Origin of the sequence: Mycolicibacterium mageritense (assembly GCF_010727475.1) — a bacterium.
GTDB lineage: Bacteria > Actinomycetota > Actinomycetes > Mycobacteriales > Mycobacteriaceae > Mycobacterium > Mycobacterium mageritense.
The window spans coordinates 6,879,033-6,901,536 of record NZ_AP022567.1; the positions used below are offsets into that span (position 1 = coordinate 6,879,033).

General features: G+C 64.5%; 14 protein-coding genes and 1 pseudogene. 4 read left to right on the forward strand and 11 right to left on the reverse strand.

Annotated elements, in window-relative coordinates; all coding sequences use genetic code 11:
- Positions 1-8: 8 nt before the first annotated feature.
- From G6N67_RS33170 to G6N67_RS33190, 5 genes and pseudogenes are all read right to left on the reverse strand, one after another.
- Positions 9-1,304, reverse strand: coding sequence for an acyltransferase family protein (locus tag G6N67_RS33170; RefSeq protein ID WP_036439725.1), 1,296 nt, complete (start codon positions 1,302-1,304; stop codon positions 9-11).
- Between the two features lie 105 nt (positions 1,305-1,409).
- Positions 1,410-3,110 carry a GAF domain-containing protein gene (locus G6N67_RS33175; RefSeq protein WP_036440697.1) on the reverse strand — a complete coding sequence of 567 codons (1,701 nt, stop codon included), beginning with the start codon at positions 3,108-3,110 and terminating at the stop codon, positions 1,410-1,412.
- 54 nt (positions 3,111-3,164) lie between these two features.
- On the reverse strand, positions 3,165-3,893 hold the full coding sequence (locus G6N67_RS33180; RefSeq protein WP_063835187.1) for a hypothetical protein: 729 nt from the start codon (positions 3,891-3,893) through the stop codon (positions 3,165-3,167).
- An 87-nt stretch (positions 3,894-3,980) separates the two neighbouring features.
- Positions 3,981-4,870 (reverse strand): annotated as a pseudogene (locus tag G6N67_RS33185) (1-phosphofructokinase family hexose kinase).
- A gap of 89 nt (positions 4,871-4,959) precedes the next feature.
- Positions 4,960-7,005 (reverse strand): erythromycin esterase family protein, encoded by a 2,046-nt coding sequence (locus tag G6N67_RS33190; RefSeq protein WP_051579180.1) that lies wholly within the window; start codon positions 7,003-7,005, stop codon positions 4,960-4,962.
- A gap of 249 nt (positions 7,006-7,254) precedes the next feature.
- Between G6N67_RS33190 and G6N67_RS33195 the strand changes: the two genes are divergently transcribed.
- Positions 7,255-7,815: an SRPBCC family protein gene (locus tag G6N67_RS33195; protein WP_229478185.1), complete on the forward strand. Its 561-nt coding sequence runs from the start codon at positions 7,255-7,257 to the stop codon at positions 7,813-7,815.
- On the opposite strand, the gene otsB is transcribed toward G6N67_RS33195, so the two are convergent.
- Complete coding sequence (gene otsB / locus G6N67_RS33200) at positions 7,808-11,479, reverse strand: trehalose-phosphatase (RefSeq protein ID WP_036440688.1); 3,672 nt, start codon at positions 11,477-11,479, stop codon at positions 7,808-7,810. The two genes, G6N67_RS33195 and otsB, sit on opposite strands and share 8 nt — an antisense overlap.
- 146 nt (positions 11,480-11,625) lie before the next feature.
- On the opposite strand from otsB, the gene ppsA reads away from it, so the two are divergent.
- A complete protein-coding gene (ppsA, locus tag G6N67_RS33205) occupies positions 11,626-13,887 on the forward strand; it encodes a phosphoenolpyruvate synthase (protein ID WP_036440686.1) in 2,262 nt (753 codons plus the stop codon).
- A gap of 3 nt (positions 13,888-13,890) precedes the next feature.
- On the forward strand, positions 13,891-16,515 hold the full coding sequence (gene mgtA, locus G6N67_RS33210) for a magnesium-translocating P-type ATPase (protein WP_081812791.1): 2,625 nt from the start codon (positions 13,891-13,893) through the stop codon (positions 16,513-16,515).
- On the opposite strand, the gene G6N67_RS33215 is transcribed toward mgtA, so the two are convergent.
- From G6N67_RS33215 to G6N67_RS33225, 3 genes are all read right to left on the reverse strand, one after another.
- Positions 16,496-17,803, reverse strand: coding sequence for a wax ester/triacylglycerol synthase domain-containing protein (locus G6N67_RS33215; protein ID WP_036439722.1), 1,308 nt, complete (start codon positions 17,801-17,803; stop codon positions 16,496-16,498). The genes mgtA and G6N67_RS33215 overlap by 20 nt on opposite strands.
- Before the next feature lie 20 nt (positions 17,804-17,823).
- Complete coding sequence (locus G6N67_RS33220) at positions 17,824-18,081, reverse strand: Rv2628 protein family (protein WP_036440683.1); 258 nt, start codon at positions 18,079-18,081, stop codon at positions 17,824-17,826.
- An 84-nt stretch (positions 18,082-18,165) separates the two neighbouring features.
- The gene (locus G6N67_RS33225) at positions 18,166-20,568 is read right to left on the reverse strand and encodes a heavy metal translocating P-type ATPase (protein ID WP_081812790.1); all 2,403 of its coding nucleotides are present in this window, start codon (positions 20,566-20,568) and stop codon (positions 18,166-18,168) included.
- A gap of 186 nt (positions 20,569-20,754) precedes the next feature.
- Here G6N67_RS33225 and G6N67_RS33230 point away from each other — a divergent pair, with 186 nt between their 5' ends.
- Positions 20,755-21,222: a DUF2231 domain-containing protein gene (locus G6N67_RS33230; protein WP_036439721.1), complete on the forward strand. Its 468-nt coding sequence runs from the start codon at positions 20,755-20,757 to the stop codon at positions 21,220-21,222.
- A gap of 5 nt (positions 21,223-21,227) precedes the next feature.
- On the opposite strand, the gene G6N67_RS39755 is transcribed toward G6N67_RS33230, so the two are convergent.
- Positions 21,228-22,118: a M56 family metallopeptidase gene (locus G6N67_RS39755; protein WP_081812789.1), complete on the reverse strand. Its 891-nt coding sequence runs from the start codon at positions 22,116-22,118 to the stop codon at positions 21,228-21,230.
- Entirely contained in the window at positions 22,115-22,495 is a 381-nt protein-coding gene (locus tag G6N67_RS33240) for a BlaI/MecI/CopY family transcriptional regulator (protein WP_036439720.1), read from the reverse strand. The genes G6N67_RS39755 and G6N67_RS33240 overlap by 4 nt, the downstream gene beginning before the upstream one ends.
- Positions 22,496-22,504: the final 9 nt, after the last annotated feature.

The window sequence follows — 22,504 nt, forward strand, 5'->3', positions numbered from 1 at the left end:
GGGCGCGGCTACTGGGCGCGCCGCACGCTCGTCCGGGCGGCCAGTGCCGCAACTCCGAACGCTGCCAAGGCCGACCAACCCACGACGCCGTCGAGCCCGCTCTTGGCCATCATCGTCAGGGCGACGCCGGCCAGGCAGGTCAGTACACCCGCGAGGACCGATCGCGCGCCCGTGGCCTGCACGGCGCCGTCCCACCAGGGCAACCGGCGGTGTTCGAGCGGCGAGAGCAGTTTGAACGCGACGCTCATGAGCACCGCGAACACCGCGGCCCGCAACACCAGTAGCCCCCAGAAGCCGGGCGCGTGAACGTCATACGCGTCCAGTCCCGCGGCGTGCAGGCTGAATGCCGCGACCGCGATGGCCGGGATGTGCCACAGGTAGAGCGTCATGGCTCCGCCGTTGCCGACCGCGACGACGTACCACACCCGCGGGCGCTGCGCCCACCGCCGGACCGGGCCCGCCGCCGCGACGAACGCGAACGACATCCACGTGCACTGCAGCGCGAGCAGCAGCGTCGGCGGCGACACGTTCGACACGTGCTCGGTACCCGTGACCACCAGGGATACGTCGTAGGGCCCGTACACCGCCAGCACCGCCTGGGTGGCCAACGCCGCCGCGGCGACCCCGGCCGCCACACGCGGCTGGAGCAATCCGCGCGCGTATGCCACGCCGATGACCACCGGGATCAGCCACACCACCACCAGGTTGGCGATGCCGGCCGCGGGCGTACCCACCGCGAACCGGATCCCGTCGACCACGCCGGCGACCACCAGGAGTGACGTGACCACCACCGCGGTCGCGCCGCCGCTGCGCAGCCGGGTCAGGGCCGGCACGAATGCGAGTACCACGAGGTAGACACCGAGAAACCACAGCAGCGCCACGCATTCGCGCCCGAGTGCCGCGGCCGACGACTCCCCCATGGCGTACCGCACGACCAGCAGGATGACGGTCCACACCGCGAGATACCAGAACACCGGCCGGCACAGTCGCTGCGAGCGCGTGAAAAGCCAGGTGCCCCATGATGTTCCGGATCTCCAGCTGTAGGCGCCCGCGGCACCGCCCGCGAGGAAGAACAGCGGCATGACCTGCAGGATCCAGGTGATGGGCGCCAATGCGGGTATGGCGCCGAGCAGGTTACCCACCTGGACACCGTCGGCGTCGATCGTGGCGAGCAACATCGCGCAGTGCCCGAACATCACTACGACCAGCGCAGAGAGCCGCGCGACGTCGACGGCCCGGTCCCGGTCCGGCTTGGTGTGTCGGATGACGTCGTCGGTTGACGAGGCGACCTCATGCGTCGGCATGCCATCAGTCTGCCGGTCGGGAGGCCTCGGAGACATGGGTAGTACTACCTCTTCGACACCGACGAAAGTCCCGCTCAGCGCTCGGGCTGTCTGATCGAAGTCGAATTACAGCGGCGCCGACCACAGCAGCAGCGTGCCCCCACCGGGAACGGCACCGACCTCGAAGTGACCGCCCGTCTCGAGTGCGCGCTCACGCAGGTTCTTCAGGCCACTGGGGGTGATGTCGTCAGGGATTCCGTCCCCGTCATCGATCACTTCGATAGCCAGTTCATCGGCGACCGCGATGTTGATGCCGAGTGTGGTGGCATTGGCATGCCGGACGGCGTTGCTCACCGCTTCCCTGACAACTGCCTCAGCGTGATCTGCCAGTTCCGGACCGACAGCCGACAGCGGACCGCGGTATTGCACCGTGGTCCGGATGTTGGAGTCCGCGAATTGGGCTACCGCTTCATCGAGACGCTGGCGGAGCCGCGTCAGGCCAGCGGACGAACCATGCAGATCGAATATGGCCGTTCGAATTTCTTGAATGACATTGTGAAGGTCATTGACGCTGTCGGCGAGCCGCTCTCGCACCTCGGGCATACGGGCACGGGGAATCGTTCCCTGAAGTGCCAGCCCGATCGCGAACAGGCGCTGGATGACGTGGTCGTGCAGATCACGGGCGATGCGATCACGATCGGTCAGGATGCTCAATTCACGCATCTGACGCTGGGTTGTGGCCAGCTGCCAGGCGAGCGCGGCCTGGTTGGCGAAACCTGACATCATGTCGAGCTGCTCGGCACTGAAAGGCTGCGTACCTCGCGACCGAATCGCGACCAGGACACCAGCGACCATATCGGTGGCCCGAAGCGGCAGCACGAGCGCCGGTCCGCCGTCGAGTCCAACGTCGAGGTCGAACTGCTCCAACCGTCCTGGCACCCGAGCGAGAAAAGCGTCGCCGACCGATGTCCCGTTGACCGGGAACGTCTTCGACCCGGTGCTGAGGTATTCGCCTGCGGTCGCGACGATGACGAGTTCGGCCACCTCGGCGGCCGGCACCTCGGGATCGAGCGGAACAGCGACGAGCGTCATCTCAGCGCCGCTGAGCGTGCGGGATTCGGCTGCGACAAGCTCGAAGACCCGGGCGGGATCCGCTCCTGAGAGCATTTCGGTGCCGATGTCTCGAGTGGCCTCGATCCACGCCTGGCGAAGCTTGGATTTGTTGTAGAGCCGGGCATTGTCGATGGCAATGCCCGCGGCAGCCGCGAGCGCCTGCACGAGCACCTCGTCGTCCTCGCTGAACGGCTGCCCGTCGGCCTTCTCCGTCAGGTACAGGTTGCCGAAGACCTCGTCGCGGATACGTACCGGCACACCGAGGAACGTTCGCATGGGCGGGTGGTTGGGCGGAAAACCCACAGATGCGACGTGATGCGAAATATTTTCCAGACGAATAGGTTTCGGATCGTCGATCAGTACGCCGAGCACACCGCGCCCTTCAGGCAGATGCCCGATCTGTTCTCTCATCTCCTCGTCGATGCCCTCGTAGATGAACTCGACCAGCTCGTGGTCGTGGCCGCGCACCCCCAGAGCCCCATACCGAGCGTCGACCAGGTTGATCGCGGTGTGCACGATGGTACGAAGGGTTTCATCGAGTTCGAGCCCCGACGTCACGACCAGCATGGCGTCCAGCAACCCATCAAGCCGGTCGCGGCCCTCCACGATCTGCTCGACGCGATCCTGTACCTCCATGAGCAACTCGCGCAGGCGCAGCTGTGAAAGGGTGTCGCGCAGCGGGCGCAGTGAAGATTCCCCGCCCGCCCCGCCCAGGTCGGTCACGCCACCATCGTCGCACCTGACGCCTGCGTTCACCAGATGTTTCGGCTATGAATTGACGAGGCTGTCGATCGGCGTCGCTGGCAGATCTTCCTGTCCGTGACGCTCCTGTCCGGCGAGGCTGAGCTGGTGCGCAAACGCATATCGGCTGGTCCGCTCGGCGCGGTCGCGCAGCCCACGCATCATCCCGACTTCCATCACAAAATGCGCCGCCTCGAACCACGCATGACCGACTGCTCCACCGCTGCCACGCACGACCAACCGCGTCCACCCAGCACGACGCCGCAGATAGAAACCCCACATTCCGGACACGGTCTCTCCCCGCTGCATCCGCTCGAAGTCTCGCGGCGCCATCAGCACCAGGTACGAGTCCGGCTGGACAAATGCCACCACCTGACGGGCGTTTTCGCCGTAACGCCTCGCCAGCCACACACTGTCGCCGACGTTCAAGTCCTGCCACTCCTGGTGAATAGTGTTCGCGTTGTGGATCCTCGCTCCGACGATTCGTTCCAGCCACGAGTAGCTGTAGAAGCCGCCGCGGTCTTCGCCGATCTGCGCCAGCCAAGCCCACACCGTGCGCCGAGGGGCATCAATCGTGAGCGCGCGGGTGGTTCTCGGCGTGCCCGGCGGTACGAGTTCGTCACCTGGAAGGACGGCGGTCACCTCCTCGTCAGCGGCGCCCCAGGTATACATCCACGGCCGAATCCTGCCGCGGTACAACGCTGTGATTCCGATGACGGCCATCAGGCCTGCCAGCCAAGGTCGTTGCTTGCCCATATCTCGACCCTATGCCCACACCGGTGGCACCGACAGGGGCCGAAGGTACCCATCCCTGATAGCCAAAGTTGCTGTGCGAGCGTGTTTTCAGCCCTCGCCCGCAGCGATGTCGACCGGCTCCGCCACCGCTTCGAAGAAACGTTCCACGTCCGGCCTCGTGCACGTTGCTGTTCCCGGTGTCAACAGCATCGCCGCCCCGGCTGCGATTCCGAATCGCACCGATTTATTCAGGGGCCACCCCCGGGTCCGGCCGACCGCGATGGCCGCCACCATCGCATCGCCCGCCCCGACACCACTACCGGCCTGAACCTGAACGGCCGAAAACCGTTGGCTGTGTCCGGGAGTCGCCAGCAAGGCACCATCACCGCCCAGAGATACCAGAACCGCCTGGCTCACGCCACAACCGATCAGATCGTGCGCCGCGGCCAATTGCTCTGCCTCCGTGCGCAGTTCTTGTCCGACGCATTCGCGAAGCTCTCGAATACTCGGCTTCAGAAGGAACACACCCGATTTCACATGTGTGAGCCCACCACCGGACGTGTCGAGGATCAATGGCGTGCCGACGTCTTCGCACACGTCGGCGATCCGCTATACCAGTCAGAGGGCACTCCGGGCGGCAGGCTTCCGCTCGCCACGACAAACTGCGCACCGGCCGCGCCCGCCCGCACGAGATCGAGGCATTGCGCCTGCTCCAGATCCGAAAGTTCGGGGCCTTGGAGCACAAACCGGAACTGCTTGCCGGTGCTGAGCTCGTTGACGGTGAAACTCTCGCGCGTCGTGCCGGCGATACCGATACGTTGCAGCGGGACACCCGCTTGCGCCACCAGGTCGGCGACCATCTTTCCCGCTGGTCCCCCGGCGGGAAAGATCGCCGATACCCGGGCACCAAGAGTGTGCGCGACGCGGGCGACGTTGATCCCGCCTCCGCCCGGATCGTATCGGGCCCCCGTGCAGCGGACTTTGTCAGTGTGACGCACGACCTCCGCGTCGGAGGTGATGTCGAGGGCCGGATTCATCGTCACCGTGACTATCGACGGGCTGAACTCGCGAGTCCCCATCGGCTGCTTCACAATCCGGTCGGGTAGGTCTCAGGCGTCTCACCGGCGACCCAGACGCTGTTGGCCTCGAGCGGTTCGAGCGCACGCGTCTTGTCGATGTGGATGAGCGCATCGAACTGCTCGGATGGCCGCACGTGATAGTAGTGACTCTGCCGCTCGGTTTCGGGCAGGTAGATCACACCGATGGCCCGGCCCAATCGAACCACGTCCAAAGGTTCGGCCGCCGCGCGCCTGATCATCGGCGACACCAGGAAAGCAGACCGGCCGGTCTCGTGGAACAATTCCTCCACACTCCCGTTCAATGCCCGCCGAACCGTCTTGCGTTCGGCGATCCCACCCCATTCGCCGGCCGCGGTGACGGTGCCGGAATATGTGGTGAATCCGATCAAGCGGCAATCGTCGCCGTATCGCTCGCGGACCAACTGCCCCAGCGTCAGCTGCCCGTCTCCGCCGACCTCTGTGGCGCGAGCATCGCCTACGTGGGAATTGTGTGCCCACACCACGATACGGGCCCGTTGGTGTCCGTATTCTCGATCGAAATGACTCAACAGGGCCGACAACGTCTGGGCCATGTGTTGGTCGCGAAGATTCCACGAGGTCACCCGGCCACCGAACATCGCGCGGTAGTACATTTCCGCGTTGCGGACAGTTTGGGCGTTCTGCCGCGCGTAGAACGCTTCGTCCTCGGCAAGCAGCCCATCCCGCCGGGCGTATTCGATTGCGTTCTTCTGCATCTCGACCAACTGCTCGATCGCCTGGCGTTCGCAGGACAGACCGGCGCCGAAGGCGGCGGCGAATCCGTACGCCTGACCGTCATCGGCAGATGTGTGATCGAAGCACGCGTACCTGTCCCGCGCCCGCGCCGCCGCGAGCGGATCCACCTTGTCCAGGTACGCGATCACCTCGTGCATCGAACGGTGCAAGCTGTAGAGGTCCAAACCGTAAAAGCCGGCCTGCGTTTCGCCACTGGCCCGGCACCTGGCATTACGGGCATGCAGCCATTCCACGAAATCGCGGACGACAACGTTGCGCCACATCCAGGCGGGAAACCGTTCGAACCCGCTCAGCGCTTCGTCAGGTGTCGTGTCATCACCCTGGCCCCGTACAAAACGGTTGACGCGGTACGCATCGGGCCAGTCAGCTTCGGCAGCAACCCCGCAGAAACCCTTTTCCTCGATCAGCCACCGGGTGATGGCTGCCCGGACTTCATAGAATTCGTGTGTACCGTGCGAACTTTCACCGATCAGAACGATGCGTGCATCACCGATGATCTCGTCGAGCGCTTCTGTCGGCGGCAGGCCGTCCGGAGCGTCGACCGCAGCGCGGTCGATGATGTCGGCCGCGCTTGCTCTGGCCGGAGCCCCCAGGGCCCGCAGATCCGCCGTGGGAGTGGCAAGGATATCGCGAACCTCCTCGTCACTCACTTGACGAAAGTCCCAATACCACTCGCCGACCGCGTTGAACGGGGTAGGCATGGTGGCGCACACGACGTCGTCGACCATGCCGGTGAACTGTCGGCAAGTCGATTCCGGAGCCGTCGGCACCGCGACGACGATCTCGGCCGGATCAGCATCGCGCAGTGCCTGCACCGCGGCGAACATGCTGGCGCCGGTGGCCAGGCCATCGTCGACGAGGATCACCACTTTGCCCGTGACGTCGATCGGAGGCTTACCGCCACGGTAGGCGGCTTCGCGCCGAATCAGTTCTCGGCCTTCGCGTTCAGCGACGTCGCGCAACTGTTGCGGCGTCACCCGCAACGCCCGTAGCACGTCATCGTTGACCACGACCCTACCGCCGCTGGCGAGTGCACCGACCGCAAACTCCTCATGCTCAGGAGCTCCCAATTTGCGCACAATGAACGCATCCAACGGGGCACCGAGACCGGCGGCCACTTCCCAGGCGACGGGTAATCCTCCGCGGGCAAGTCCCAGCACGACGACGTCCGTGCGTCCCTGATAGGCGCTCAACAGTTCGGCCAGCACGCGGCCGGCCTCTCTGCGGTCACGGAACACCCGTCGCGGCATCTGTCGATTCAATCCTCGTGCTCGTGTCATCGCGGTTCTCCTGTCCGACGGATGCGCTGACAACTCAGCGGCTGTTCCGGCGCGTGGCGGTCCACTGTTGAATCCGACCACCGCAGGAAGACAGTCGGTAGGGACAGAAGTCCCGGAGCACAGGTACATTCGTCGGACATCCGAGTTTGAGCTGCACCAGCGCTATTGCGAAAAGTCGCCGCGACAGCAGACTTCCGCCCCTATCCCGCACCACGTCGACGGCGAGAGAGTAGTCCCATGTTGAAGGCTATGACGCGTGCCACGGCCGCCCTTGCACTGCTCTACGGTGTGCGGCGGTACTACCGCAATTGGGGTACGACGAAGGAAGAGTGCCGGTTGTGGCTACCGGGTGACGAGTTGGTGCGCCAGCCGTTTGTGCAGTCCACCGAGGGTGTCTGGATCGATGCACCGCCGTCGGCCGTCTGGCCGTGGCTCAATCGGATCGGCGGGCATCGTGGCGACCTGACCGCGGGTGAGACCGTCCGCCTCACACCGTGGCCACGGCGGGGGGAACCGTCTGGTGCCTCACTCTCCGTCGAGCAGGTGACCGAAGGCCGATCGCTTGTGCTACGGGGTACTCCTCCCGGCTTTCCCTGGCATGCGGTGTGGTCGTTCGACCTTGAGCCGCGCTGGGAGGACCGGTGCCGGCTGTTGCTGCGCATGCGGGCGCAGCTCAAACGCCCCGGTGACATATTCCGAACGGAACTTGCCGGGCCGGTGACAGCATTCGCTGTTCGGCAGTTGCTGCTGGACATCAAGCACCAAGCGGAAAACTCGGTCCACGCAGCCGAACTTTCCTCGGCTATGTGAAATGTGACTTCTCCGTCTGGATGCCGTCGGAGAGTCGGATGGTGCATCCTGGCTGCACGTTCTGCAGGTGGCCCCGGCACTCTACGACGACCGCAGGTGCCGGACGTGGGTCCACACTGATCTCGGCCTCGCGGCCCGACACCCGGACGTACATATGATGGCCGCGGTAGCGAATCGGAAAGTCCAGCACACCAAGCGATTCCGGCCAGTACGGAGAGAGGACCAGGCGATCGCTACGCGTCTCCAGTCCCGTGAAGCACCGTTGCATCAGGTCGACACTGCCGGCCATTGCGCCGAGGTGAATGCCTTCGGAGGTTGTGCCGCCCTGGATGTCGGCGACATCTGCCTTGAGAACCTGGCGGAAGAAGTCCATGGCACGGTCGCGGTGTGCCCGGGCGAGAACCCAGGTGTGCACCACAGCGCTCAGTGTGGAACCATGCGACGTTCGCGCGAGGTAGTAGTCGACCATTCGCGGGATTTGCTCTGGGGCGAAGCGGTAACCGAGCCGTGAAAGCAGCTCCCGTAGTTCGTCTGACGACAGCAAGTACAGCAACATCAGGGCATCCGCTTGTTTCGCGGCTTTGTAGCGGTTGACGTCGTCATCCTCTGCTTCCAGGATCCGGTCCAACCGCTGAATGTCACCATAGCGCTGCTGATACCCGGCCCAGTCCAGCTCGACGAGCTTTTCGTAACCTTCGAACTGGCTGATGACGCCGTCGTGGAAGGGAACGAACATCCGCCTGCTGACGTGATCCCAGTGCGCTATCTCCTCAGTACTCACTCGGAGCTTCTCGCGAAGATCGAGTCGATTCGGCAATGGGATGCGTTCCAGTACTTCGATGGCGCGCAGAATCACCCAGGTTGCCATGACATTCGTATACGCGTTGTTGTCGATGCCCTCGTAGGGTCGGTCGGGATAACCCGAGTGGAACTCGTCGGGCCCGATGACTCCGCGAATGCTGAAGCGGTCGCGGTCCGGCTGGTAAGTCGTTCGGCTGACCCAGAATCGAGCAATCTCCACCAGGAGCTCGGCACCGTAGTCGATGAGGTAGGCGAGATCCCCGGTTGCCTGATAGAACTGCCATACGTTGTAGGCCACCGCGATCCCGATGTGGTGGGCCAGCCGGCTGGGATCTGGATTCCACCGGCCCGAACGGGGATTCAGGTGCAGGTCTGGACTTTCTTCGCGGCCGTCGCTTCCGGACTGCCATGGAAACATGGCGCCGCTGTACCCGGCGAGCTGCGCGGCGCGCCGCGCTTCGGGGAGGCGCCGGTACCGATACCGAAGCAGTGACCTGGTGACCATCGGCAACCGTAGGTTGAGTGCGGGGAAGATGAACAGCTCATCCCAGAAGACGTGGCCTCGGTACGCCTCACCGTGCAGCCCGCGGGCCGGCACACCAGTATCGATGTCCTCGCTGTGGCCGGAGACAGTTTGCAACAGATGCAACATGTGCAGGCGCAGAATGCGGAGTTCATCGGTGTGGCCGTCGAATCGGATCGCGAGCCGCTCCCAGAGCTGCGCCCACGCCAGCGTGTGTTCGGCGCAGATCTCGGCGAAGCGCGGCTGACGCGCCAGTCGCCGTTCGGCACTGGTCGCCGGGTCGCAGGCTGCGACATCGCGCCCGGTGGCAACAGCGACCACCTTCTCCACCAAAAGTGATTGTCCGGCCGCGAGTTCTGTGCAGATGTGGTGGCCGATCCCGAATTCCTGCTCCACAATTCGATAGGTGGCGGAGCCGGGGGCAGCGTCTCGCCACACGGTGGTCCGCGCCGCCAGCGCCACCGTAATCCGGGATTGTGTGGTCTGCACGGCCAGCAGAACGGAGTTCTCCGCCAGTGCACGCTTGTCGCACACCTCAAGGTGGTTGCTCGCCAACTCACGATAGCGCTCCACCAAGGAGTTCCGAACGTCACCGTCGAGCATCGAACGGACCTCAACCCGTCCCGACCAGTCCTCGGCCAAGATGACCGTCTCGAGCGCCGCGACGTGCGCCACGTGCATCGCGACGATGCGGCGCTGAGTCAGCGAGCTCGTGCGGCCCTCATCGTCACGAAAGCGTAGCTTTCGGGTCAGGACCGCGCCTCGGAGGTCCAGGGTCTGGCGGTAGTCCAACAATGTCACCGCATCGACGTCGAACCAGTCGCCGCCGTCGATCCGGAAGGTCAGCGGTAGCCAGTTGGGCAGGTTCACCAGGCTCTCGTTGGCGAGTTTGGTTCCGCCGACGATGTCATCGAGACGGTTGTAGATCCCGGCCGCGTATGTCCCGGGGTAATGGATCTGTCCGCTTTTGGATTCGGGTGCAGCACCCCGGGTGGCAATGTACCCGTTTCCGACTGTGCACAACGCTTCCCGCAGTTTCTCTGTCTGCGGATCGTATCCGTCGAACGTATAAGTCCAGGCGTCGGCTTCGGATTGCTCCTCACGCTCCAGCCAATCGCCCAGGCGCTGAAGGAATTCGGCGACCTCTCGCGTGCTGTTGAGGCTGAACTGTGCAGCCGACGGGCCGTCGCTGTCCTCGCTGTTGCGAACCACAATGCCAATACCGCTCGACCGGACCGAGTCGAAGGCGTCCTCGTCGGTGATGTCGTCTCCGATATAGATCGGAAGAGTGCGAAGGGACTGCCCCACATGGTGACGGAGCCAACCCAACGCGGTGCCCTTGTCCCAGTCGATGTCTGGGCGCAGCTCGACCACTTTGCGCCCATGCGTGGTCCGCAGGTCGTGCGCTCGGCCTCGCCGCCTGGTGATTTCGATGATGTCGGCAACGTCGGACTGTGCCGCACCACGGTAGTGCACTGCCACTGCGAATCGTTTGCGTTCGATCCGCACACCCGCAATTCGTTTCAGCTCGCTCTCGAGTGCAGCTGCGGCCTCTTGCAAGTGTCCGATCGCTGCCACGGCGTCGTCGTACTGCTCGTAGCCGCCATCTGGTCTGGCCAGCTCGTATCCGTGACTACCCGAGTACCAGAGGCCCGGAATCCCGACGCGATTGCGGATGTCACCCAGATCCCGGCCGCTGACGATCGCGACCGGACAAAGCTCGACCAGACGCGTCAGCTGTTTGCCCACACCCTCGGCCGGGGTCGCAGTGTCCGGATCACCGACGATCTCTGACAACGTGCCGTCGAAGTCCAGACACAGCAGCGGCCGGCGCCCCGAGATGACGCCGAGCAGCTGACCGTAGCTCGTCAATGCACTCGGCAACAAGGATCTGCGCGAGCAACCACCCTGTACTTCCACCTCCCACAAACTGCCCACGACAGCGTCGGCCGTCGACCGCCCGGACGCGTCTTCTGGGGTGCGGTCGATATCGACCACAAGCGCGAAGCGCGCGATCAAATCGGGCGCCATCGGACGGTCCGCATTCTCGATCACGACCAGGCGCTCGGCTTCCGCACCCAGGTTGCTCACGGCGTCCAGAACTCCGGAGTCGGTGACGACCGTGAACAGTTCGCTGAATCCGGCTGCCCGCAGCGCACGCTCACAGTTGAGGTCGGATGAGTAGACCGCAGTCTTGATACCGGAATCGCCCAGCTTGCGGGTGAGCGCAGTGACCGCGTCGAGAGCATCACCCGTGGTCGCCTCCGCCACCACGACATCGACGTCGAACAGGACTGCGTCGTGCCTGCGCGGATCTATCTTGACCGGTCTTGTTGCCAACGTGTCCTCCCAGTCCTGCTGAGAGCATCCGGAAGCCACGCGGTGCGCGGCAAGGGCACTACGACGACATGACAAGTGACCAACGTCCTTCACTCAGCGGTCTTCAGACGCTATGTATGTCGCCCGCCGTGACAGATGGTGGGCTCATGCACGACGACGCCTACGTCCGCGATATCGCTACGCTGCGAATCACCGATGCCGAGGAGGCCGGCGGCAAGGGAGCCAACCTTGGCGAACTCGTTGCCGCAGGCCTGCCTGCACCACCAGGATTCGTGCTCATGCGGTCGAGTTACCAGGACTCCATGCGCGCCGGTGGGATCGACACCGAGTTGGCTGTGCTGCACGCCGAAGCTCTGGCTGACGCTGCCGATACGGCACGTCTTTCCGAATTGTGTCGTCACATGCAGTCATTGGTGACCAAGGTCGGCGTCTGCCACCCTGTGCGTGACGCGACGTTGGCCGCGTACCGCCGCCTGGGTGCCGATTCGGTTGTGGCCGTGCGATCTTCGGCAACCGGAGAGGACGGGCGCGACGCCTCGTTCGCGGGGATGAATCGCACAGTTACCAACGTGGTGGGCGAGGCAGCCCTCCTCGAGGCCGTGACACAGTGCTGGTCGTCGCTGTTCACGCCGCGCGTCCTGACGTATCGGGCCAGCCGTGGATTCACCGCTCCTCCGGCGATGGCCGTGGTCGTTCAACAGATGATCGCTGCCGAGCAAGCCGGAGTTGCGTTCACAAGCGATCCGAGCACGGGCAATGGCGACCATGTCGTCATCGAGGCCGCGTTCGGCCAGGGTGAGGTGGTGGTGTCCGGCAAGGTTCAACCAGACACATACGTAGTCGACAAGCAGACCCTGCAGGTTCTCGACGCCCGCATCGGGTTCAAGGCCATCAAGATCGTCCGGGATCCGGAGGGGCACGACGCGATGATCGAATTGGCTCCCCCGGAAGCCCAGTCACGGGTTCTGGATGACGAAACTCTACGCCGAATCACGCAGCTGGCGATCGCGGCAGAAGAGCACAACGGCTGTCCGCAGGATGTCGAGTGGGCCATCGCTGCCGGCAAGGTGTGGCTGGTGCAGGCCCGGCCCATCACGACGCTGGCCGCGCCCAGCCAGGACCAAGAACCCAGCGTGCTTGCCCGCGGGCTTCCGGCCGCACCGGGTAGCGCCTCCGGCAACGTGCGGGTCTTACGTACACCCGAGGACGGGGAGCGCCTGCTCGACGGTGAGATTCTCGTGGCGCCGACGACGAATCCGGACTGGCTGCCAACCATTCGCCGCGCCGCGGCGGTGGTGACCGAATCCGGTGGGATGACATGCCATGCCGCCATCGTGGCCCGGGAGCTGGGCGTGCCGTGCGTGGTGGGCGTCCGTTCGGCCACCACGATCCTGCACGACGGCGCGACGGTGACGGTCGACGGCACCCGCGGACAGGTGACTGCAGGCAGTATGGCACCGTCCCGGTCGACCGTGTCCGAGCGGGTGGAGCTGTCACTCCCCCGTGGCGAAGTCACGGGGACCAAGATCTATGTGAATCTCGCGATGCCGGAGTCCGCGGAAGCCGTCGCAGCCCAGGACGTCGATGGTGTTGGCCTGCTCCGTGCTGAATTCATGCTCGCACAAGCTCTTTCAGGACGGCACCCACGGGACTTGATCGCACACGGTGAACAAGAGCATCTCATCGAGGCCGTGGCAGGCGCTGTCGATCGCATCGCTGCGGCCTTCGCACCGAGGCCCGTGATCTACCGGACGATGGACTTCCGCACCAACGAGTTTCGCGGATTGCGCGGCGGCAAGGCGTACGAACCGGTCGAGCACAACCCGATGATCGGCTATCGCGGCTGCTATCGCTACGTCAAGGAGCCCGACCTGTTCGCCCTCGAGCTGACGGCGTTGGCCCGCGTACGGGAACACTCACCAAATGTGCATGTGATGATCCCTTTCGTGCGTACGCGATGGGAACTCGAGGAGTGCCTCACGCTCATCGACGCCAGTCCACTCGGGCACCAACGCGGTTTGCATCGCTGGGTAATGGCCGAGGTGCCCTCGGTGGTGCATTGGCTTCCCGAGTACATCGGTCTGGGCATCGATGGCGTCTCCATCGGCAGCAACGATCTCACCCAATTGATGCTCGGTGTCGACCGCGATTCCGACATCTGCGCTGAACTGTTCGACGAGTCCGACCCCGCGGTCCTCGACGCGATCGGCCAGATAGTCACCACAGCAAACAGACGCGGGATCACGTCCTCGCTGTGCGGCCAGGCGCCTTCGACCAAACCTGCGTTTGCCGAGCACCTTGTTCGCATGGGCATCACATCCGTATCGGTCAACCCTGATGCCGCGGCAGCCGCGCGCCGTGTCGTGGCCGCAGCCGAACGACGCCTGCTGCTCGACTCAGTGCGGTAGCGCGTGACCACCGCGCAGATCCGAACATTGCATGGCCTTCGAATAGTCGCTGAGGCGAATCTGTCTGATCTGCTGCTGCAACTCGACACGACCCAAGACGGATTGTCGACCGCGGAGGCGAACGCCAGGCTCGGACGCTACGGCCCCAACGCGGTGCGCACGCACCGGGTGAATGCGGCCGCGGTGCTGCGACGTCAACTCAACAATGCGGTGCTGGCATTGCTGGCCGCGACTGCGGTGCTGTCGTTCTTTCTCGGCGACAGCACGCAAGCCTGCATCATCGGCATCATTCTCGTGATCAGTGTCGGGCTCAGCTTCGTCAACGAGTACCGCGCCGAACGCGCCACGGCGGCGCTGCATTCGCGGGTCAGACACAACGCGGTGGTGCGCCGCGACGGCCGGTTCAGCAGGATCGACGTCACCGCGTTGGTGCCCGGCGACGTCATCCGGCTCGAACTCGGCGAACTGGTGCCTGCGGATGTCCGACTCATCGACACCGCCGGCCTGGAATGCAATGAGAGCATTCTGACCGGTGAATCGACACCCGCTCAGAAGTCCGCTGCGTCGTCGCCGCGTGATCCCACGATCGCCGATGCGAACAACCTGGCTTTCATGGGCACGGTGGTCAGTGCCGGCGATGCCACCGCCGTGGTTTACGCGACCGGAGCCGATGCCGAATTCGGCCGGATCGCAGCAGGTCTCGGCGAACGCGAACCCGAGACAGATTTTCAGATCGGCTTACGCAGATTCTCCTACCTGTTGCTGAGGGTCGCGATCACATTGACGATCGTGATCGTCGTCATCAATCTCCTGTTGCGACGGCCGGTGATCGATTCCGCGCTTTTCGGACTCGCGATCGCCGTCGGTATCACCCCGCAGCTGTTGCCAGCCGTGGTGAGCACGAGTCTCGCATCGGGGTCACGCCGATTGGCGCGACTCAAAGTTCTGGTGAAGCGGCTGGTGTGCATCGAAGATCTCGGTGACATCGACATCTTGGTCACCGACAAGACCGGCACCTTGACGGAGGGGCGAATCAGCTACCTCGATGCAGTCGAGCCGACGGGACAGCACTCGGAATCAGTCCTGCGGTACGGACTCCTGTCCACTGATGTCGACCCCGCTACCGGGGGCGCCGGCGCCAACGATCTCGACACCGCCCTCTGGGAGGGCCGACCCGCGCTCACCGATGTCACGCGTGTCGCGATTCTGCCTTTCGACCATGACCGCAGAGCCACCTCGGCCCTGGCTGATACGCCCGACGGACGGATTCTGGTTGCCAAGGGCGCTCCCGAACAGATCATGGCGCGGTGTACGAAGCTACCCGAGTCAGCCCAATCCACTCTGTCGGAGCTGTTCGCGGATGGCCGACGCGTCGTCGCAGTCGCGAGCAGGCCCGCGCCTGACCTCGGGAGTATCACGGCGTCCGACGAGGCAGGGTTGACGCTCGACGGCTTCCTGGTGTTCGCGGACAACCCGAAAGCAGCTGCCCGCGAGTCGCTGGCACGGTTGGCGGCACTCGGCATCGAGGTGAAAGTGGCGACGGGAGATAATCCGCAAGTTGCCGAGAAGGTCTGCGCCGAGCTGGGTCTGGTGTCCAAAGGCACTGTCACCGGCAATGCGCTGGATCAGCTCTCCGATACACAGCTCGATGTACTGACCCGGCGCACCACGATTTTCGCGCGGGTTTCTCCGGAGCAGAAGTCACGGCTGGTGGCCTCGCTCCGGCGAAACGGGCGTTCGGTCGGGTTTCTCGGGGACGGTGTGAACGACGCACTGGCCCTGCATTCGGCCGACATCGGAATCTCGGTCGACACCGCCACCGACGTCGCAAAGGACGCCGCGGACGTGGTGCTGTTGGAAAAGGATCTCGGCGTATTGGCCGCCGGCGTCGCGGAAGGGCGACGCATCTTCGCGAACACCATCAAGTACGTGCTGATGGGCACCTCGAGCAACTTCGGCAATATGTTCAGCGCGGCAGCCGCCTCGGCGGTGCTGCCCTTCTTGCCCATGCTGCCCAGCCAGATTCTGCTGAACAACCTGCTCTACGACACCTCGCAACTGGCGATCCCCACCGACCGCGTCGACTCCGAGCAGTTGCATGCGCCGTCACATTGGAACATCGCATTCATCAGACGGTTCATGCTGACCTTCGGGCCGATCAGCTCGCTGTTCGACTTTTTGACGTTCGGACTGATGATCGGAGTGTTGCATGCCGGGGCGGTCCAGTTCCGAACCGGGTGGTTCGTGGAATCTCTTGCGACACAGACACTGATCATCTTCGCGATTCGAACCCGCAGGGTGCCGTTCCTGCGGAGCAGGCCAAGTCCGGTCCTGGCCGTTTCCACCGCGGTGGTCATCGCGGCCGGTATCGGACTGACCGTGTCCCCCTTGGCCCCTCGGCTCGGCTTCACTCCTCTGCCGTGGCAGTTCTTCCTGGCCCTGGTGCTGATGACGGTCACCTATCTGGTCCTTGTGGAGATCACCAAGACCGTGTTCTACGCCGAACCGATTCGAATCGCGGGTGCACCACATCGCACCCGTGGGCACGTGCACCGTGTACACCGCCGAGCCGCTCGGTTCAGCCGTGCCGAATCTCTGCCGGCACGGGTCAGCGCATTGCCAGATTGAGGACTTCGTCGAATCCCTCGACGAGGCAGCCATGGAAGGCGTGGTAATCAGGAACCGCACCGACGTCCACGTTGACGCCGATGCCGCAGGTGTCCACGTAAGAGAACATCGTCACGTTGAGAGCCGCTCCCAATGTCGGAGAGAACGCGTATTGCATCCGGACCGGCGCTCCGGCAAGAGAAACGGGCTTCGGGAAACCCGGAACATCGCTTGCGATGAAGTCCACGTGTCGCAGCGCGGAGGTGACATAGCGACGCGGCATCGCGTTGAGCACCGCTGCGATGGCCGAGGTATGGGCCAATGCCTTTTCGCTGCGGGCAATACCGGCGTGTTCGTGAATCGCCCGAATCCGGCTGCCGGGGTCCGTCAGATCAACCGGGACGCGGAACCGGCTCAGCGTCGCCCGATTCCCGCCCGCCGGATCATTTCCGGTTCGGATGCTTATTGGCATCGAAACCAGAAGTTCTGCTACGGGCGCAGCGTGGTTTTCGTGGTATCGGCGAAGCCCGCCTGCGATCGCCGCGATGAGCGCGTCGTTCAACGTGCCGCCTGCCGCATGCGCCGCACGCAAAAGCTCTGCTTTCGACACCTCGTGAGTGCCGACATGCCTACGCGGAGAACGCTTTACCATCAGACGTGATTGCGGCCCGTTCATCGGCCGAGCAGTCCGGACCATCGACGCGGCCGTCGTACAGGCCGCTGCCGCGGCGGCCAACGGATGGCGAACAGACGGCACAAAAAGTCGTCGTGCTTGGATCAATGCCGATAGCGGCGCGCCGACGTGACTGGTCTCACGTCCGCTGGGCACACTCTGCTCCGACGGTTCGATGCAGTCATAGAGGACCGAGGCGAGCTGGACAGCACCGACGCCGTCGGTCATCGCGTGATCGAGTTTGCACAGCAGGGCCGCGGCACCGTCGGCGAGTCCGTCGACGAGAGTCGCTTCCCACAGCGGGTGGGCGCGGTCGTAATCAGCCATCGCAGCAATCTGAACCCGCTCGAGTAGCACGTCGAGGTTTCCGAGTTCGGGCGTCCTTTCCCGCCGCACGTGAAATCCGAGATCGAACTCAGGATCGAGCTCCCAGTGTGGCGGAAGCGGTGGCGTCGATCGCTTCACGATCTGGCGGAATCTCGGGGCCGCAAGGCTGATCCGATTGAACCGGTCGACCACCTCGTGCCAGTCCGGGCAACGTTCGAGCATGGTGAGCGTGACGATGGTCGAATGGAGCACCGGGTCGTCCCCGATGGCCCACATGAACGCGTCGCTGCTGCTTAGGTACTCGGTCATCGCCTCAGCACCATGGAAATTCAAGCCACAGCTATGTCAATGGACAACCAGTCGCCGAGGGCAAGTGCCGCAGGCCAGTCGCCTGCACCGACCGCATCGGCAAATTCCCTGACCAACGGGCTGTGGACACCGGGTTCCGACAACCACGCTGAAACCGTCACAGGGATCGCGTCAGCCGGTACCTGCACCACGCGTCCGGCATGCAGCCTGTCGGTGAGCTGGTAGGTGGCCGCCGGTGGCAGCTTGTGGTGACGGGTGAGGCAGGCTGGTGTTTTCATCGGTGGCTCCTCGTAACGATCCTGCCTGTCCATCACACCGCCGGATGAGGCGACATCCCAGGGTCGAAAGCCACAACCTGCGGGCTACTTCGGTCCACGTTCGGCAGGCTCCGCCATGGACCTTCTCGTCGGTGCGAGGAACCTAAGGCCCTGCGAGTCATCCTCGGGCGCAAGGGTGAAGTAGTTCTCCTCCTCCTGTACGAAATGGAGGCGGAGCAGTGCGTACAGACCGTAGAGACACGCGAGCAGGTCGTCGACTTGGTCAGGTTGGATACCGCCGGAGTCCTCGGCCATTTGCACGTGCCTGCCGATTCGCTCGGCGAGGCGCTGGATCTCGGAATGAGTCCGGCTCATGGTCGCGGTGGCTTCACCACTTTGCAGCGGGGCGGCCAACGCAGGATAGAGTTCGGTCTCTTCGGCACGTTCATGCGGCAAGATCTGTTCGTTCAGGAGCGCGTAGGCCGCGGTCACAGCCTCCAGTGCCCGGCCGTCGGGGCCCGCAACCAACTGGTCGGCACTCTCGCGGATCAGGCCGATTGAGTCGCGCAGCTGGTCATGTTCAGCGGCGAAGCGGTGCAACAGCTTCTCGGTGTCGACCGGCAGTGGCACTTGAGCGCCCGGCCGGCCGCGTAACGCACGCAACGCGTTGAGAATGACGGTGACGTCGATCCCCTCCTGCAACATCGCACCGGGCGCCGGCGGCAGCCAACCCAGTGCAGCGACTGCCATCGCCAGCAGGGACAAGGTCATTCCGACGGCTGCACTCTGGACCGCGATCCGACGCGACCGGCGCGCGATGTCCATCGCGTCGGCGACCCGATCGAGGCGATCGGTGGTCAATACGATGTCGGAGGCTTCTGACGACGCGCTTGCCCCTCGGGCGCCCATCGCCACACCCACGGTGGCGGCCGCGAGCGCCGGAGCGTCGTTGATCCCGTCACCGACCATCACGGTCACGGCTCGACTTCGCTCAGCACGCACAGCGGCAACCTTGTCTGCTGGACTCTGTTGGGCCAGAACCTCGTCGAGCCCTAGTACCGTCGCAACTTCGCGGGCCGGCTCGGCGCGGTCGCCGGTGAGCATCACCAACCGCGTGAAACCCGCTGCCCGCAGCCGTCGCATCGTTCGGGGGGCCTGCCGACGCAAAGGATCTCGCAGCAGCACTGCTCCACGCGGCTCGCCGTCGATGCACACCCACGCCAGCGCGGCGCTGTCCAGCCGCGCCCGGCTGACCGCACCGCGCGCCCACGTGCCGATCACATCGTCATCGGGGAGTCTCCCTACCGTCACCCGCCGCTGGTCGAGATCCGCACTGACACCGCGACCGGGTTCTTCGCTGATGTTGGTCGGCAGCGACAGGTGTAAACCTCGCGCCAGCGCCTCGGTGACTATCGCCTCCGCCAGAACGTGCGGCGACATCTGATCGACCGATGCGGCCAGACGGAGAACCTCGGTGCTGTCCATCCCGGGCGCGGCGACGACGTCGACGACCGCAGGCCGGCCCATCGTCAGAGTGCCTGTCTTGTCCATCACCAAAGTCGTTGCATGGCCGAGGTTCTCCAGCGCGCCACCACTTCTGATGACCACACCGATACGCGAAGCCCGCGAGAGTCCCGACACAATCGCCACAGGAGCGGCCAACAGCAACGGGCACGGCGTCGCGACGACAAGGACCGCAACGGCCCGCACCGCTGAACCGCTCGCCAGCCACGCCCCGCCGGCAATCAACAACGTCAAAGGTAAGAAATACGCCGCGTACCGATCTGCGAGTCGTACCACCGGTGCGCTCTCTGCACCGGCCTGACGCGCGAGTCGTACGATGCCGGCGTAGGTACTCTGCTCGGCGTTTGCGGACGCCCGTAACCCGAATGCACCACCGGCGTTGACGACTCCGCTGCGCACCGAGTCACCCAAATTTCGTTCGACAGCCAACGGCTCGCCGGTCAGTGCTGACTCATCGAGGACTGCGACACCGTCCACGACGCGGCCATCGACGGGAACCACGTCGCCCGGCGCGACCATCAGCACGTCACCGACGGCAACCTCCGCCAGCGAGATGACGCTCACCTGGCCGCCTTCACGCCGACGCGCGAAACGAGGCGCACGCTTCAGCAGGGCCGTCAAGTCGTGTGAGGCACGACGGGTGGCGGCAGCGTCAAGAGCCCGTCCCCCGGCCAGCATCACCGCAATCAGCGCACCCGCGAGATACTCGCCCACGAACAGTGTGCCGAGGAGCGAGAGCACTGCAATGAGGTCCACGCCGAGACGGCCTCGGCGCAAAGACATCACGACCCAGGCCACCGCGGGCACGATCGCAACTCCAGTGCCGGCGATCCAGCAACCGTCGGCCAGCGTTCGGGCACCGGCCAGCCATGCGATCCCCCCAGCGATGAGAACCCCGACCGTGAACGCCACGAGGGCCGGCTCCACCATGGGTCGCAGCCGTGTGTAGCCACTGGCAAGCCGTGAGCCGACGGATCTACTCATCGCACTCCCTCCTGCCCAGCATCGAAACATCGAGGCGCACGCATGTTCTGGCTCGGTCCAGTTCACAACTGCGGCATGGGTAACGGCTAGAGCCGCAAGACCTCGCCTCAAAGGGCCTTACGACTCTCGCCGAACTACTACAAACTATGTAGTATTCGATCGACGGCTCTATCGTGAGGAGATCGCATGTCGACAGTCAACGGATTACCCGCCCATGTCTTGTTGGTGCACGTCCTCGTGGTACTCGCCCCGCTAACCGCCGTTCTGGTCATCCTCTGCGCCCTGTGGCCGGCCGCACGGCGCGTGTTGGCGTGGCCGGTTCTTGCGCTGGCCGCGTTCTGTCTGGTGCTGACGCCGATAACGACCGAGGCCGGAGAGTGGCTCGAGCACCGTGTCGGGCGGTCGCCGCTGGTGCACACACATGCCGAGCTCGGTGACACCATGATCTATGTGTCGGCGGCACTGTTTGTCGCCGCGGCGCTCCTCGTCGTCGTGCATGTCCGCACCACACGCGGTAAGGCGCTGAAACCCGTTCTCGCAGGATTGGTCTCAATGGTCGCCTTGGCCATCGGAGCAGGCGCAGTCACGCAGGTATACCGGATCGGCGATTCGGGCGCTCAATCCGCATGGTCCGATGTGGTCTCGACGTACTGAGCCCGTCAGCGGTACACGACCGACACCGATTCGCCGGCCTCCGGTATCAGGCGATCCTGAATCCAATCGCTCGTGCCCACGAGATCGGCACCGATCACAGCCAGTAACAGCACAGCAGCCACCAGCGGAGCCGCTCGCTGACGCCGCGGTCCCGGGCCGCGCAGCGCACCGACCCGCCGAACGACGGTGTCGGCGCCGGCGCTGATCCCGAGTCGGCCGGGGACGGCAAGCGACGCTTGCGATGTCAACAACGCGGCTTTCGTGAGCGCCCGAGCGACCACTGCGCGCCCCGCCTGCGCTGCGTCCTCGTCGGCCTGGCGTTCGGCGGCGAATCGCACTGCACCGCACCACCGGCCCAGCAGAGGGTTGATGCAGGCCGCGAGTTCGGCCATCTGAACATAGAAGTGATGGTGATGCCGAAGGTGAGCTCGCTCATGACGGATCACCGCCTCAAACTCCGCGGCCGTCAACACTTTCCGAAGCCCGTCGGTAGCCACGACCGTTCCGCCCCGCCCGGGCACGGCAAATGCCTGTGCGACGTCATCGCCGACGATCAACAACCTGTGAGACCCGATGGCTGCACGCCGAAACACATCGGAACCACGACTGAGTTGACACATGCGAAACAGGTGCACCGATGGTCGCCACCCAGCGAGCATGACTCCTGAGCCCACCACAACCCACAAGACAGGCTCCGGAAGATGCCAAAACACCCCGGCCGCGCACAACAGCGCCAACGTCGAAGTCAGCGTTGCCAAAGCAAGGGCCAAGCCGCCGACTGCTAGGAGGCGAACCTGCCAGCCAGGTGTGAAGCACATTTGCACACGGCGCAGAAAGACGGTCAAGACCGCCGCCAAGCACCACGCCAGGGTGAGCATGAAGACCAACATCGTCATCGCGGCCGGTCCTGTCCGTCGCCCGCCGACTTGAGCAGCTCCCTCAAGACGGCCTCGTCCTCGGGATCCAGATGAGCGACGAAGTTCGCCAGCACGTCCGCGCGTGCACTGCGGCCGTCCAACTCGCGACGCATCCGCAACGCGGCTTGAAGTGCCGGTAAGTCATCGGCGACCGCGGCCAGGCAGTACACGTAGGAACGGCCGTTGCGAACGCGCTTGACCAATCCCTTGCGAGTCAACCGGACCAATGCCGTCATGACGGTGGTGTGAGCAAGCTCGCCACCGAGCACGGCACGCACCTGCGCCACCGTCATCGGCTCATCCGCATGAAGTACTCCGACGACGGCGTCCTCCAAAGCACCAGGTTCGCGCCGCACACCACTCCT

Excerpts from the sequence above, each read along its gene's own strand:
- G6N67_RS33170 (WP_036439725.1), bottom strand. The coding sequence starts at position 1,304 with ATGCCGACGCATGAGGTCGCCTCGTCAACCGACGACGTCATCCGACAC.
- G6N67_RS33180 (WP_063835187.1), bottom strand. The coding sequence starts at position 3,893 with ATGGGCAAGCAACGACCTTGGCTGGCAGGCCTGATGGCCGTCATCGGA.
- G6N67_RS33190 (WP_051579180.1), bottom strand. The coding sequence starts at position 7,005 with ATGACACGAGCACGAGGATTGAATCGACAGATGCCGCGACGGGTGTTC.
- G6N67_RS33195 (WP_229478185.1), top strand. The coding sequence starts at position 7,255 with ATGACGCGTGCCACGGCCGCCCTTGCACTGCTCTACGGTGTGCGGCGG.
- ppsA (WP_036440686.1), top strand. The coding sequence starts at position 11,626 with ATGCACGACGACGCCTACGTCCGCGATATCGCTACGCTGCGAATCACC.
- G6N67_RS33215 (WP_036439722.1), bottom strand. The coding sequence starts at position 17,803 with ATGACCGAGTACCTAAGCAGCAGCGACGCGTTCATGTGGGCCATCGGG.
- G6N67_RS33220 (WP_036440683.1), bottom strand. The coding sequence starts at position 18,081 with ATGAAAACACCAGCCTGCCTCACCCGTCACCACAAGCTGCCACCGGCG.
- G6N67_RS33225 (WP_081812790.1), bottom strand. The coding sequence starts at position 20,568 with ATGAGTAGATCCGTCGGCTCACGGCTTGCCAGTGGCTACACACGGCTG.
- G6N67_RS33230 (WP_036439721.1), top strand. The coding sequence starts at position 20,755 with ATGTCGACAGTCAACGGATTACCCGCCCATGTCTTGTTGGTGCACGTC.
- G6N67_RS39755 (WP_081812789.1), bottom strand. The coding sequence starts at position 22,118 with ATGACGATGTTGGTCTTCATGCTCACCCTGGCGTGGTGCTTGGCGGCG.